Source organism: Coprobacter fastidiosus (genome assembly GCF_030296935.1).
Taxonomy (GTDB): Bacteria; Bacteroidota; Bacteroidia; order Bacteroidales; family Coprobacteraceae; genus Coprobacter; species Coprobacter fastidiosus.
In genome coordinates this window covers 1,065,182-1,081,071 of sequence record NZ_AP028032.1, presented here as the reverse complement: position 1 = coordinate 1,081,071, position 15,890 = coordinate 1,065,182, and the positions used below count along the sequence as shown (strand labels likewise).

The following is a 15,890-nucleotide window of genomic DNA, read 5'->3' as shown; positions in this document are numbered from 1 at the left end:
ATTATAAGATATGGGACTATGGTTCTTTACATAGTCCCATGTTTCTTAAAATAAGATTAGAAAAAGGTTTTCGAAAGGTACAAATGATTATTTGATGTGAAAAACCTGTTTCTACAGGTTTTTCTTTAGACCATTTTATTTTATAACTTAAATAGTTTTAACCATGCTAAGCCATAGAAAAATAAAGGCTTTGTTGTTATTGTTCATGATTATGCTTGTTATGCCTGTTTATTCTCAGGTGATTACGGGTAAAGTGATAGATGCGAACAACAAAGAGCCGATTATCGGCGCTTCGATACAGGTGAAAGGAACAAGTATCGGAACAATGAGTGATCTGGACGGTCAATTTAAAATTACCGTGAAGGATAAAAATGCTTCTTTGCAGGTCTCTTATGTTGGGTATAAGACCGTTGTACAGCCTTTGAACGGGAAGACTTCTATTACGATTACTTTACAGGAATCGACTCAAGAGTTGGATCAGGTCGTGGTTATCGGTTATGGAGTACAGAAAAAAAGCGATTTGACAGGGGCTATTGCTTCTGTGGACGCAGATGAGATAGCTAAATTACCGGCAACGAATGTCATGCATGCTATTCAGGGAAAGGCTGCAGGAGTTGAGATTGTACAGAATTCCGGAGCTCCGGGTGCCAGTTCTACGGTTCGTATTCGAGGTATGGGTACGATCAATAATTCCGACCCTTTATATGTGGTTGACGGAATACCGATGGATAATATCGATTATTTGTCTCCGGATGATATAGAATCTATCGAAATTTTAAAAGATGCATCTTCTGCGGCTATTTACGGTTCTCGTGCTGCGAACGGTGTAGTGCTCGTTGTTACTAAATCGGGTAAAAACAGCCAGAAAATCTTAAATGTGAATTTTAATGCTTATCTGGGATGGCAGGAGTCATGGAAAGATCCCGGACTAATGGACAAACAGGATTTTGCTTATTATTCCGACTTTGTGAATAATCTGAATATTGTTACGGATTATGATGCGGCTACAGGCCAGATGAAGGTAAAGCCGGAAACTCAAGAGTTGATAGATAAAGGGGTTGATTGGTGGGATGAATTGTCTCGTAGTGCATTAATGCAGAAATACAATATCTCATTGTATGGAGGCAATGATAAATTGAATTATTATGTCAGTGGTAATTTTCAGAATACGGACGGTATTATAAAAGAGTCGAATTATGAACGCAAATCTTTTAACGGAAAGATGAATGCTAAGTTGCTGAAGAATTTGTCTCTTGGTACGAATCTTACTTATGCGCGTGAAGATCGCAGAGTTGTCGGAGAGGGAACTTGGGGTGTAATTAAGACAGCCATTAACTATAATCCGCTCACACCTATTTATGATCAGAATGAAAGTTATAATTGGACTACTCCGATCGAAAATCTTCGTCGTACGACTTATGATACCTATGTTAATACTTTTATCGGGCAAATAACATTGGATTGGGATATTGTGAAAGGATTAAAATATTCAACTCGTGCCAGTTATTCGAATTATGCTTCCGATCAAGAACAGTTTAACCGTTATAACGTAAATCCTGAAATTGTAGGAACTATAAAATATGATGTAAAACGTTATCCGACGACTACCGATAATATAAGTTGGGACAATATTTTGAATTATACGGCAAAATGGGGCGATCACGATTTTTCTGTGATGGTCGGTCAAACGCTGGAAACCTCGACAATGAAGCGTACATGGGCACAAGGTACAGGATATGGAGGGTATGATGATGAATTTAATGCATTGAACTTTGCTCAATTTTCTCAATCGACGTCTGGATATACAACTTCTTGGACTGCTTTAGGTCTTTTGGGACGTATTAGTTATGACTATAAAGACCGTTATTTATTACAAGCGAATTTCCGTGCGGACGCTTCATCCAGATTTTCGAAAAAAAATCGTTGGGGATATTTTCCGAGTGTATCTGCCGGATGGAAGATTAATTCGGAGTCATTTATGCAGAATGTAGATTGGATAAGTCTTTTGAAATTGCGTGCCGGTTGGGGACAGTTGGGTAATAATCGTATTGGAAATAATGCTTATGCAACTTATGTCGGACAGCAATCGGCTACTTATATATATGGAGTGGGAATGCCTACAATTCAACCGGGTATGAGTATATCTTCATACGGAAATTCCGATATTCTTTGGGAACGTACTCAATCGACCAGTGTCGGACTTGATTTTAATGTTTTGGATAATCGTATCTCTACATCGGTCGATTATTTTATTAAGGATACACACGATATGTTGGTTGCTGTCCCTATTGTCTATTCGTCAGGGTACACTTCTACTCCGATGCAGAATGCCGGAAGCGTGAGAAATAAAGGGTGGGAAGTTCAGCTTTCTTATAAAGATCGTATAGGAGATTTTAATTTTGAATTGTCGGGAAATTTTACGAAAGTAAAAAATGAAGTGACTGCTTTAGGCGGAAATAATGATGCCATATATGGTGGAAATTTAGGCAGTCCTAATAATTTGGGTTATGTAAATAAAACGGTAGTCGGAGCTCCTATTGCTTGTTTTTATGGTTGGAAAACAGCCGGAATCATGACCGAAGCAGATTTCAATGAAGACGGTTCTCCTAAAGTTCCGGTATTTTCTTCTGGATCAACTTATACACCCGGAGATATGAAATTTGTAGATGTAAACGGCGATGGTGTAATCGATGACAGCGATCGTACATTCATCGGGAATCCTAATCCGGATTTTTATTACGGATTTAATATCAACATGGAATATAAGGGATTTGATTTGTCGATGTTTTTCCAAGGTGTTGCCGGAAATGAGATTTATGATGTGACAAAATATTTCCGTTATTCAAATGTGGCTTACAATGGAGTATGGGAAAACTTAAATTATTTGAGTTATTCAAATGTGGCGAAAGATTATTTCGATAAAGTTTGGAGGCCAGTTCCCGATCCTGCTAATCCTTCTTATCGGGATCATTGGGGTGCTAATTTGAATGGGACAGTGCCGTTACCCAGTTCGGACGGAACTAAAAATGAAATGAATTTCAGAAATTCTGATTTTTATATACAAGACGGTTCATATTTGAGGTTAAAGAATATTCAATTAGGATATACTTTCCCTAAAAAATGGGTAAATAAATTGTCTGTGAGTAATTTAAGAGTTTATGCTTCTGCTACGAACCTATTTACTATCACTAGTTATGATGGTTTGGATCCGGAGGTCGGTAAAACTTCAGGTCAAGAAAGTAATAATCTTTATTTGGGTATCGATCAAGGAGTATATCCTCAAGCGCGCTCTTATATGTTTGGCGTAATTATTGATTTTTAAATAATTTCGAATATGAAAAAGTTGATATATATTCTTTTAGCAATGTACCCGTTGTTTTTTTCGTCGTGTGAGGACTATTTTGAGCCTGAACAGACCGGATTGGTAGAAGGGGACGTTTTTTATAAAGATTTGAATAATCTGCGTATCGGATTAAATTCGGTTTATAATCTGATGCAATCGCAACAGTATCAGTTGAGTGAAATTATTTTCGGTGAGGCCATGAGCGATAATTCTTGGAATAAGCAAGATGTCGAAATTAATGAAATGGGGCAATTGGTTAATTTCCAGTTTAATACAGAAAATACGTATATCTTGCAACGTTATCAAATAAATTATCAGGGTATCAATAAAGCTAATCAGGTAATCAGATCGGCTCCCTATGTCGATTATCGGGCAAATGGTACGAGCGAAAAAGAGATACGTGAAGTTTTGGGACAGGCCAAATTGTTGAGAGCCCTTTTTTATTTTAATTTGGTGAAAACTTATGGCGGTGTATCGATACAGCCTGAAGATGTAGATTTGGGAAATATGGTAGTGCCCCGATCTTCTTTAGATGAGGTGTATGCTTATATCGAAAAGGATTTGCGTGAAGCAATTCTGATTTTGCGTAGAGGTCGTTATCAGTTAACTGAGGCCGGACAGATTGGAGTCGGCGGAGCTTTAGGATTGCTGATGAAAGTATTGGTATATGAAGCATCGCCGGGCGTAAAGTTGACATTGGTGGATAAGGAGCAAAAATGGCAAGAGGCACGGGAGATTGGAGAATTTTTTATTGAAGGTAAAAATTTGACTTATAATCAAATACTGAAATTCGATGAAAATTATCCTAATGAGTCGTGGGAGTCTTTGGCAAAACGTTTGGTATTAGATCCTTCGGCTACCAAAGAGACTGTTTTTGCAGGACAAGATGTAGTAAGTATTCATCAATTGGATGAGTTCGATAAAATATTCCGGCTTGAGGGTGAGTTTTCTCCTGAATCGTTGATAGAAATAAATCATTATGATTATTCCGGCTCGGGAGTTTCGACAAATGAAAGTTGGCCGTGTGGAGGTTCTTTGATAAATTCGTTAGGAGGAACTTCTTCAACAATAGCTATTACACCGACAAATGATTTGAATAATCAATTTCAGAATGATCCTCGGAAATTGTTTACCATTACAGGACGTACGATCAGTGAATATTATAAACAAGAGGAGACATCTCCTCAAATCGGATGGTTTAATTATGGAGATGGGATGATTTTTGTTAAATATTATATATTCCGTAGCGAGGGTTCTACAAACGGACGAAATTATCGTGTAATGCGTTATCCGGAAGCATTATTGTTATTTGCCGAAGCATTAAATGAGACCGGCGATTCTCGTAAAGCGGTCGATTATGTGAATAAAATTCGTCAACGTGCTCGTAAATTGTTAGATCCGGATAATCCTAATTCTCAATATATATCGATTCCGGCAGCTAATTTTCAAGATGTCGCTTATGCTCCTTATGATGTTACGCAGGATGCTATCTTAAAAGAAAAACGAATAGAGATGGCAGGAGAATTTGACCGTTGGTTTGAAATTGCACGTTTGGGTATTTTAAGCGAGAGAATGGCGTCTGTATATAAAAATGCTCCGGTAGAACAACCGTCTGGAAAAATCAGAGAGCGAGGAAAATATTTCAGAAAAGGAGTAAACGAAATATTTCCTATTCCTCAGGAAGAAATATCTATTTCCAATGGGGTAATCGAACAGAATTTTGGATATTAAAATGGAGAGTAGTGTTATGAAAAAGATAAGAGTTTTATTATATAGCTTATTGGCTGTTCTGATGCTCGTTTCGTGCGATGAAAACGGTTATCTCCGGGATTTATATGTAGCGCCTAAGGCTGCTTTTGAAATAGAAAAAGATACTTATGATGTCTTTGAATCGGTTCATTTTGTGAATAAGGGTTCCGGACAGTATTATGTCGTTTATCCGGGAGATGCAAATCATGTATATGGAAAGGAGGGAGATACCGGTTTTGCCGCAGCTTCGGATGGTACGTTTTCTTATTCTTATCAAGAGCCGGGAACTTTTAATGCTGTATGGGTCGCTTCTTCGATTAATGAAAATGGAGAGCGGGAATTTCAGGTTGACTCGGTAACTGTTAAAGTAGTTGCCTTAGACGGGGGATTGGATAATTTGAGAATAAATAATATATACCGAATGTCGGAATATGCAGGAACGGTATATTATAGTTCGTATGGAGAATTTATCTCTTCGGATTCGTTGATCTGTCCGATATTGTTCGATGCGTGGAGAGATGCGACGTTTAATTCGATTAAGGCAAAACAATTGGTTAATTTTGAGTTATCGTCGAGCTTGGCGGAAATGTATTGGATTGATCCTGTAGGGGAAGAAAAGAAAATCGTTTCTGGTTCTACAGCTTCGCGAATTGTAGAATTTGTTCAGGATGGTAAACTGAAAATACAAAATTTTAGAGTTATTACGGCATCCGGAGTCATTTCTAATTATTATGTAGCTCCGGTTATGATTCCTAAAATGACGAAATTTTCTATTAATGGGGTAGAGGGGACTGTAACTCGTGATATTGCATATTATGACCGGTATAATATTACATTGCAATTAGCCGATGATATTGATTTAAGTAATGTGATTCCGGTTTTTGAGACGATGAACAATGATCCGAATTTGTTGGATGGAACAAATTGCCGTGTTACGATCGATGGTGTTGAACAAATATCGGGAGTTACTCCGGTCGATTTTTCGCAAGGAGACGTTACTTATACGATCGATTATAATTTTATGGGGAATAGTAATCCCAAGCTGACTCAACAAGCTCTGGTGACTGTTTCTGTTTCGCATTAAATGATATTGTTGAGAAATAATGTCTTCGTTGTCTTCTGATAGAAGCTCGGAGACATTATTGTTTAATCTTAATATTAAAAAAAAGAGCCATGAGAAGAATGTCTTTATTTGTTTGTCTATGTTTTCTTTTGCCTATATATGCATGGTCGGTTAGCGATAATAAAGCAAAACAGATTGCAGATATAAATTTTGAGGACGGTACAGCATCGGATAATTTAGGAAATGTTATTGCCGAAACATTAAATGGGGCTTCTGTAATATCTGATGATATACGGCAGGGAAAAGTGCTGAGTTTTGATGCTGATTTGAAAGGCTGCTTACAGTTGAAAGGGGATATATTATCGGATGAAATGACCATCTCTTTTTTTGGTAAAAGAGAAGATATCGATCCCAATGCAAATTGGCGGATGTTTTTAGCACTGTATGCCGATGACGGAAGCAATATCTATTTAACTCCTAAAACATCATGGGGGGACGATAGTTATATCGTTATCGATAATAAGCCTTATTCAACTTATCGTTCGATCGCAGGAGAACCTTTAGAAAATAACCAGTGGTATCATTTTGCTCTTGTTTTCAAAGGAATTCAAGTAAAATATTATGTAAATGGAAAGTTGTCGGGAGAGCTTGAAACGTTGCTGAATCTTTCAGATTTTAATATTTCAAAAATCTTTTTAGGATGTAATCCCGAGACAAGTTATTCGATGAGTGGGCGTATCGATAATATAAAAATATATCATACGGCTCTTGCCGTTAACCAGATTGCAGCACTTGCTGAAGATAAAGAGTTGCCAGAGCCTTCTGTTTCTGAGGACGGGGAAATAGCTTATGCGCGGTTTTCTTTTGAAACAGGATTGGAAGATGACATGAAGAATATTGAAAGTTCGTCTTTAAACGTGGAACGAACAAAAAATAATGTAAGAGGATATGTAGCCGACATTAAAAGTGATAGCCGAATGTCTTTGCAAATTGGCGATTTAATGAAAGAAGAGTTATCTTTTAGTTTTGTATATTTTAAAGATTTGTTTAAAGAGGAGGATGTCGGTAAGGTGTTAGTCCGTTTCCAAGGTCAAAATAATGATGAAGCTTTATTGCTTGTTTCACAAATTACTTCGGGGCAAGCCGTGTTTGAATTTAAGATTAGAGAAGACGGGATTGTCCGAACTACTGGGAAAATGGCAACTGTTCCATTATATTCCGGCAAATGGAACAGCATATCTTTGGTACAGGTTTTTAGTGCAGGAGGTAGTCCTTATTACCGAATATATTTGAATGGGGCTCTGGGAAAACAGATCGCAGGATATACGAATAAAGAAAACCCTTTTTCTCAGATCGATTTTGGTTGTGGAGAAAATACGTGTACCGGTCTTTTTGATGAGATAACTTTAGAAAAAAGTTCTCTTACTTCGGACGAAATTCGGGACTGGGATGCTGAATTCTGTGATTTTTCAGAATTTACGGTTTGTGTAGATCAGAAAAAGCAAACTATACGCAATTTTGGGGCATCAGATGGTTGGAGTACTCAATTTATAGGAAAATATTTTCCGGAAAATAAAAAAGAGCATTTAGCGGAGTTATTATTCAGTTGTGATACTTTATCGAATGGTACGCCTAAAGGTATAGGATTGTCTGCGTGGCGTTTTAATATAGGGGCAGGGACATCTGAGCAAGGAGCAGCCAGCCGTATTTCGGATGAAACACGTCGTACCGAATGTTTCTTGAATCCGGATATGACTACATATGATTGGACAAAACAAGCCGGACAGCAGTGGTTTTTGGAGAAAGCGGTAAAAACGTATAATGTGCCGGATATTATAGGTTGGCAAAATTCTCCCCCTGTCTATTATACAGTGAGAGGTTTGGGATTTCGGGAATACGGTGATGCGAAATCGACTATTTTGAAGAGAGAGCATTTCAATGATTTCGGGAAATTTTTAGCCGATGTTGTCTCCCATTTTAAAGAACAAGGAATTAATTTTAAATATATTAGTCCTTTGAATGAACCTCAATGGGAGTGGAATGCAACTTCTGACGGAGGAGTCGTATCGCAAGAGGGAACTCCTTGGACAAATCAAGAAGTTTCGGATGTAGTTAAAGCGATCGATGCAGAATTTGTAAAAAGGGGTATTGATACCAAGTTGTTTATTACAGAAGCTGGCTCTATAAATTATTTATTGAAAGAAAGTACGGGAGATTATGCAAATCAATTATATAATTTTTGGGATGATCGGTCTGATCTTAAGATAAAAGATCTTCCTTCGGTTTCATCTTATGTATCTTCTCATAGTTATTGGACAGATGCTTCTGCTACGGATATTGTAGAGAAGAGAAATGCGTTGCGAGATCAAATAGAAGAGACCGATCCTGAATTAGAGTATTGGCAAACTGAATATTCGTTGTTGGGAAATGGCTATAAGGCCATTCATAGCGGAGGCTCTTCCCGTACGTTATCTCCGATGGAATGCGGAATATCATTGGCTCGGATTATTCATAATGATTTAGTAGAGGCTGATTGTTCCGGTTGGCAATGGTGGACGACATTCGAAAAAGATGCAAGTAGTGGCAATGAAGAACGTTTTGCTCTAATTCGATATATTTTGAATAACCAGCAAACAGATGGTGTATACCGTCCTACAAAATTACTTTATGCTTTGGGAAATTTTTCTCGGTTTATCCGTCCGGGCATGAAACGGGTCGATGTAATGCGGTTGGATGGTCTCTCTGCCGCAGATGCAATTGCAAACCAAATGGTTTCGGCATATATCGATGAAATCAACCAGGAACTTGTAATTGTTGTGATAAATGCTTCGACACAATCCCGTTCGATACGTATGAATATATCCGGATTAAGTAATAATATGGGAATAACACACTTTACTCCCTATATTACGACTAATAATCTGAATGATGCTTTAAGACGAGGATCGGATATTGCTGTTACAGAGAATTATACGATGCCGGCGACATCAATTGTTACTTTTGTCGGTAAAATAAAGGATCTTTCCGATACCGGCATAATTGAATCTGTTAGCGATTCTCGGATTACTGTATATCCGAATCCTGCAAAAGATCAGGTTACCATCCGTTCAGAAGTTCCGGTCAATAAAATATCTTTAATTGATTTAAATGGTAAAATAATCTATTCTTCAAATCCGGATTCTGAGATAGCGGTATTACCATTAAATGGATTATATAAAGGTGTTTATGTATTGAAATTAAATACTGGAGAAGAAACTGAAATTCAAAAATTGATTGTCAAATAAATCGTAAGATACTCTATTTCGTTTGGATAATTGTCCATTCTATTTGAGGAAGGGTATTTTTATTTTTGCTGATAACAAAAAGAAGAATTTTGTTTATGAAAAAGGTGCTGTATTTAATTTGCTTTTTGGTTTATTGTTTTGGACTTGAAGCCCACCAAATGAAAGTTGCTTCATATAATATTCGGTTTGCGAATCGTAATGATTCGATTAATGGCAATGGGTGGGGGCAGCGCTGTCCTGTTATTGCCGATTTAATCCGTTATCACGATTTTGATATATTCGGGACGCAAGAAGGAAAGTTTCATCAGGTAGAAGAGCTGAAAAACAAGTTGCGGGGGTATGATTATATTGGAGTAGGACGTGATGACGGAATGAAAAGGGGAGAGTTTACTGCTATTTATTATAAGACAGATCGCTTTGAACTTTTAGATGAAGGAAATTTTTGGCTTTCTTCTACTCCTGATTATCCCAGTTTGGGATGGGATGCCGATCAAGTGCGTTTGTGTACTTGGGGAAAGTTCAAGGATAAGCAGACAGGTTTTGTTTTTATGTTTTTTAATTTACACGCCGATCATGTCGGAGTAAAATCCAGAGATGAAAGCGCTTCTTTAGTATTGCAGAAAATTAAGAAATCGGGAGGTAAATTGCCTGTTATCTTAACCGGTGATTTTAATGCGGATCAAAATAGTAGATGTTATATGACGATTGTGAATTCAAAAGTGTTATCGGATGCGTATGAATGTGCTGGTATACGTTATGCTGTAACGGGAACTTTTAATGCTTTTGATCCTAATAGAAAGACTACAACCCGTATCGATCATATATTTCTTACATCGCATTTTAGTGTTGATCGGTATGGAATATTGACTGATACTTATCGAATTCCTGTGAAAAACATGGAAAATGCATTTCAGGCACGTAATCCGTCAGATCATTTTCCTGTAGTTGCAATTATTGAATATAAATAGTAAGGTAAATTGATATACCTTGAAAATACACTCTTATGAAACGTTTAGTTTTTTTTCTTCCTTTTTTTCTGGTCGGACTTGCATTTCAGATGCAAGCCCAACCGGGATGTCATACAATTTCTTTAGATGGAATATGGTCATTTAAAGCAGATCCTCTCGGGATGGGTCTTCAGAGTAATGGATTGCAGATGTTTCCATCTCTTACCGAAACAATTACATTACCCGGTTCTACTGATGAGGCGGGTAAAGGGATTCGTACACAAGGACTCTCTTCTATACGACTAACAAGAATGTTTGAATATAAAGGTCCGGCATGGTATGAAAAAAAGGTCTTCATTCCGGAAGATTGGGCAGGGAAAGAGATTTCATTATTTCTTGAAAGAGTCCATTGGGAAACTAAATTATGGGTTAATGGAGCTTATGTCGGACGGGAAGAAAGTCTGTCTGTTCCCCATATTTATACATTAGGAAAATTTTTGAAACCCGGAGAGGTAAATACAATACGTTTACGTGTAAATAATGACCTGATTTATAATATTGAATATAGCCATGCCATTAGTGCCGAAACACAAACTAATTGGAACGGCATTATAGGAAAAATAGAACTAAGAGCTACGGACAAAGTATATATATCGGATGTGCAGGTCTATCCCGATATTAAGGGCAAAAAGGCTCGTTTGGAGGTGACTTTCAATAATAGCGATAAGTTATCGTTGAAAGGTGATTTGGAAATTATGGGAAAAACTGCGGATAATCTTTTTGATATTCCAAAGAAAAAAATTCCTGTGACCGGAAATGATTCGCTTATCTTTATGGAAATAGATTTACCTCTTGGAGATCAGATCAGGACATGGGATGAGTTTGATCCGAATCTTTATCTGTTAAATCTTTTTCTGAATGTTAAAGCAGATAAAGAATCTTATTTCGATACGAAACAGGTCAAATTCGGAATGCGTGAGGTGGGAGTGAAAGGTTCTCATTTTACGATGAACGGACGTGAAATATTTATACGGGGAACTGTTAACAGTGCCGAATTTCCATTGACCGGATATCCGGTTATGGATGAATCGGGATGGTTACATATCCTAAAGACCTGTAAAGATTACGGATTGAATTGTGTTCGTTTTCATTCATGGTGTCCTCCTGAAGCAGCATTCAAGGTTGCTGATAGTTTAGGAATTTATTTGCAAATAGAGAACTCTGATTGGCGGTTTACGGTAGGAGAAGATAAAACTGTTAATGATTTTTTACGTCGTGAGGCAGACCGGATATTCAAAGAATACGGAAACCATCCTTCTTTTGTCTTTTTCTGTGAGGGAAATGAACTTTGCGGTTCGGGAGTAAAAGAATTTCTTTCAGAATCGGTAACTCATTGGAAACGAGATCCCAGACATCTTTATACAGGAAGTGCTGCATATCCTTATGTCCCTGAAAATCAATATAACGTTTTATATGGAGCACGCCCTCATAGATGGAAAGAGGGTTTAAAGAGTCGTTTTAATGTTGCTCCCTTGAATACTTTGTATGATTATTCGGAGTATGTAAAAAAATATCCGATACCGATGATTACACATGAAATAGGTCAATGGTGTGTTTATCCTAATTATGACGAGATAAAAAAATATACGGGAGTTCTTAAACCATATAATTATCAGATATTCAGGGAATCGTTGCGGGATCATCATATGCTGGATTTAGCTGAGGAGTTTACACGTGCATCCGGTAAATTTCATTTAATACAAAAAAAAGAAGAATTCGAATCTTATTATCGTACACCGGGTATGGCTGGATACCATTTGTTGCAATTGAATGATTTTCCGGGTCAAGGAACTTCTCCTGTAGGTGTGGTCGATGTTTTTTGGGATCCGAAACCTTATGTTACTGCAGATGAATTTAAAAGCATGGTTTCCCCTTGTCTTCCGTTATTGTTGACTTCTTCGTTTGTTTGGACAAATGATTCGATTTTTACCGGTGAGGCACGTATTGCGAATTTCGGAAAATCGGATATAAAGAAGGCTGTACTGAAATGGACGTTGAAATATCCTGATGGCAAGATATATGCTCAAGGAAAGCTCCCGGCAAAAGATATACCGATCGGTAGTCCGCATTCATTAGGTAAAATAAAAATTTCTCTGAAAGGAATCAAAAAAGCGGAACAGATGAAACTCATTTTTGATATTTCAGGAACTTCATATCGGAATCAATGGGATATATGGGTATATCCCTCTGTATTGCCGGAGGTGAATGTCCCTTCTGAGATAAAAATCGTAAATTCATGGAATACAGAAGTGAAAGAGTACTTGAAACAAGGAGGAAAAGTACTTTTACTTGCAGATACTGCAGATGTCCGAACTACGGTTTCATCGTGTTTCTCCGGGATTTCATGGAATGCAGTCTGGTCTGGTATGCCTCCTGAATTATTAGGTATTTTGTGTAATCCTTCGCACCCGTTATATGCATATTTCCCAACAGAGTTTCATTCTAATTGGCAGTGGTGGGATTTGGTTATTCCTTCTAAATTGATGAATCTTGATCATACACCTTCGACTTATAGGCCGTTGTTGCAGATGATTCCCGATTGGAATAAAAATAATAAGCTGGGGTTAGTCGCTGAAGCCAAAGTCGGGAAAGGAGAATTGTTGATCTGTACGATCGATTTGCTCCGGAATATGGATAAAAGACCAGTCGCACGGCAATTTTTATATAGTTTGAAGAAGTATGTAAGCAGTCCTGATTTTCATCCGGAAGAAGAACTGTCCGAACAGGCTGTCGATGTATTGTTTAATTAAATAGATCTCTTTATGCTTATCAAAAGATTCGTATCGGTAGTATTTGGTGTCTGTATAGTTTGTGTTGTAAATGCCCAATCGGCAACAGGAAGCTATGCTAATAAATTGAGAAATGAGTTAGTAAAGACATGGCCGCATAACCGGACGATAAATATTGTATTTCATGGTCATAGTGTTCCGTCCGGTTATGCCAATACTCCTGTGGTGAATACTTTAGGTGCTTATCCGCATTTGACCCTTCATGCAATAAAAGAGCATTATCCTTATGCCGTAGTGAACGTGATTACGACTTCTATCGGGGGAGAACAATCGGAACAAGGTGAAAAACGATTTAAAAAAGAGGTATTGACTCACCGTCCGGATTTGTTATTTATTGATTATGCATTGAATGACAGGAGTATAGGGTTAGAACGATCATTAAAGGCTTGGGAAAAGATGATTAAACAGGCTTTGAAACAAGACATAAAGATTGTTCTGATGACCCCGACTCCGGATCTTACTGAAAATATTTTAGATGAGAATACTCCATTAGCCAAGCATGCCCGGCAAATACGTGATTTGGCATCGAAATATCATTTGGGGTTGGTCGATAGTTATGCTATGTTCAAAGATTTGGCTAAGGAAGGGAAAGATCTTCGGGAATACATGAGTCAGTCGAATCACCCTAATGCAGAAGGGCATAAGGTCGTATTAAAGGCAATTGAGAAATGGTTTGTTTCACGGTAGGAAAAGAAATATATGAGAATAGGAAATTATATTAAAATAGGAACTTTTATTATTATCGGAATATTTGTTTTCCCATACGTTTTGTGTGCACAGAACGGTTACTATTTTTTTTCGGATTCGGATAAGGTTGCCATTCGAAATTCTGCAAATACTTTATGGGGCAGTGTAATTGTAGAATCGATGAAAGAAAAAGTAAAAGAACGCCGTTCTCATAAAATGGAAGTTCCTTTGTTAGAAGGGGGGCATCTTCATGATTATTTTTGCCCGGTACATAATCTTTCTTTTAGTTTTGAATGGGATAAACCGAATGAACATTATTGCTCTGCATGTAAGAAATATTGGAAAGGAAACAAGCGCTATGATTGGGCATGGATAAATAAGGTCCACGCGGAGAATCTACAATATCTGGAGAACTGTACTTATTTGTATTTGGCGACGGGAGATACGGTCTATGCAATTTATATCCGTGATATGTTACTTGATTATGCATACAAATATCCCACTTATTTCGAGCATAATATAAATCGTGTGGCAACCGGCTTAAATAGTGGCAAACTGTTCGGACAAAGTCTCGATGAGTCAGTTTGGGCGAGTGATGCTGCCCGGGCTTATTCGGTTGCAAAGGAGATAATGTCCTCCGGTGAGATAAAGAAAATAGAAACCGGCTATCTGAGACCTTGTGCCGAGTTGTTGCTTAAACGTCGGGGTGGAGGAAATTGGCAGGTATGGCATAATAGCGGATTGATTGCTTTAGGAGTTGCTTTGGAAGATGATAAAATAGTCGATATTGCACTGAATGACAAACAATGCGGATATCATGCCTTAATGGAAAAACATGTACATGATGATGGCTGGTGGAATGAAGGTTCTCCGACATATCATTATTACCCTTTAAGAGCTATGATGCTATCTGCCGAAGCGTTGCGTTGTCGAAATATAAATTTGTATGATCGTAAGTTGTTGGATATGTTGGCTTCTCCGGCGCAAGGTGTATATGCCGATCTTTCTTTTCCGGCGCATAATGACGGTTGGTACGGAGAATCTCTTTTGGCGCAGACTAAATTGTATGAATTGGCTTATGCAAGGTCTCATAATCCGTTATTCCGTAATATATTGGAGCGTTGTTATTGTTTTGTCAACCGAACTTCCGCTGAGGCTTTATTCAATCCGGTATCGATGGAGCAAAAAGGAAAACCCGAATATGGAAAGAGTACCTATTTTAAGGATCTCGGGGTCGGTGTTTTAAGATATCAAGATAAAACAGTCGTTTTAAAATATGGACCGTATGGTGGTGGACATGGACATCCGGATAAGCTATCCATATCTATTCACAACGGGAAACGTGAAATTTTACCCGATTTGGGAACGTCGGCTTATGGCGTACCTGATTTTACAACTTGGTATCGGAAATCTTTAGCGCATAATACGGTTACGGTCGATGGTAAAGATCAAGCTCCGGTTACAGGGAAATTGGTTCGTTTTTTACCGTCTTCATCCGGAGGTACAATTGAAGCAGAAGTGGATAGTGCGTATAATGGTGTAAAGATGAGACGTTGTGTGACGCTTAAAAAAAATCGGTTGTCGGATGATTTTGTTTGCGAGTCGTCGAGATCTCATGTTTATGATTATGTATTGTTGTTTACAGAACCTTTGGACCTTCCTCAGGTAGGGAAAGAAATAGCCATAACAGATGCTCCTGTATATGAAAAAATCCAGAATATGAAACGGTGTATTGTCCGAGGAAAATTTACTATACAGACATCTGATGCAGAGATACGAATCGAGCCTGGTTGTGATGAAATAGAACTTTATACCGGGGTAGCACCCGGAATACCCCCCACGAATCCCGGAGTTATAACGAAAAATCATAGTGAGCAACGAGAAACACAACCTTGCTATCCTTTAATTATCAGAGTAAAAGGTGAGAAAATGAATATACAAACAATTTGGAATTTAAAATAGAAAAGT

The 15,890-nt window shown here is 37.8% G+C and carries 8 protein-coding genes; all 8 read left to right on the top strand.

From position 1 onward, the window contains the following. Positions 1-163: 163 nt before the first annotated feature. The 8 genes from QUE35_RS04390 (at position 164) to QUE35_RS04355 (ending at position 15,884) form a co-directional block, all read left to right on the top strand. Positions 164-3,322, top strand: coding sequence for a SusC/RagA family TonB-linked outer membrane protein (locus QUE35_RS04390; RefSeq protein ID WP_031258932.1), 3,159 nt, complete (start codon positions 164-166; stop codon positions 3,320-3,322). A gap of 12 nt (positions 3,323-3,334) precedes the next feature. Then, positions 3,335-5,074, top strand: a complete 1,740-nt coding sequence (locus QUE35_RS04385) for a RagB/SusD family nutrient uptake outer membrane protein (protein ID WP_022602910.1) — start codon at positions 3,335-3,337, stop codon at positions 5,072-5,074. 16 nt (positions 5,075-5,090) lie between these two features. Then, the gene (locus QUE35_RS04380; protein WP_022602912.1) at positions 5,091-6,176 is read left to right on the top strand and encodes a hypothetical protein; all 1,086 of its coding nucleotides are present in this window, start codon (positions 5,091-5,093) and stop codon (positions 6,174-6,176) included. A gap of 89 nt (positions 6,177-6,265) precedes the next feature. Further along, complete coding sequence (locus QUE35_RS04375; RefSeq protein ID WP_122329742.1) at positions 6,266-9,439, top strand: glycoside hydrolase; 3,174 nt, start codon at positions 6,266-6,268, stop codon at positions 9,437-9,439. A 95-nt stretch (positions 9,440-9,534) separates the two neighbouring features. After that, positions 9,535-10,407 carry an endonuclease/exonuclease/phosphatase family protein gene (locus tag QUE35_RS04370; protein ID WP_022601290.1) on the top strand — a complete coding sequence of 291 codons (873 nt, stop codon included), beginning with the start codon at positions 9,535-9,537 and terminating at the stop codon, positions 10,405-10,407. A gap of 35 nt (positions 10,408-10,442) precedes the next feature. Beyond that, positions 10,443-13,196, top strand: a complete 2,754-nt coding sequence (locus tag QUE35_RS04365) for a DUF8487 domain-containing protein (RefSeq protein WP_022601291.1) — start codon at positions 10,443-10,445, stop codon at positions 13,194-13,196. Between the two features lie 12 nt (positions 13,197-13,208). After that, positions 13,209-13,922 (top strand): SGNH/GDSL hydrolase family protein, encoded by a 714-nt coding sequence (locus tag QUE35_RS04360; protein ID WP_022601292.1) that lies wholly within the window; start codon positions 13,209-13,211, stop codon positions 13,920-13,922. A 12-nt stretch (positions 13,923-13,934) separates the two neighbouring features. Next, positions 13,935-15,884, top strand: coding sequence for a heparinase II/III domain-containing protein (locus QUE35_RS04355; protein ID WP_022601293.1), 1,950 nt, complete (start codon positions 13,935-13,937; stop codon positions 15,882-15,884). The last annotated feature ends 6 nt before the right edge of the window (positions 15,885-15,890 follow it).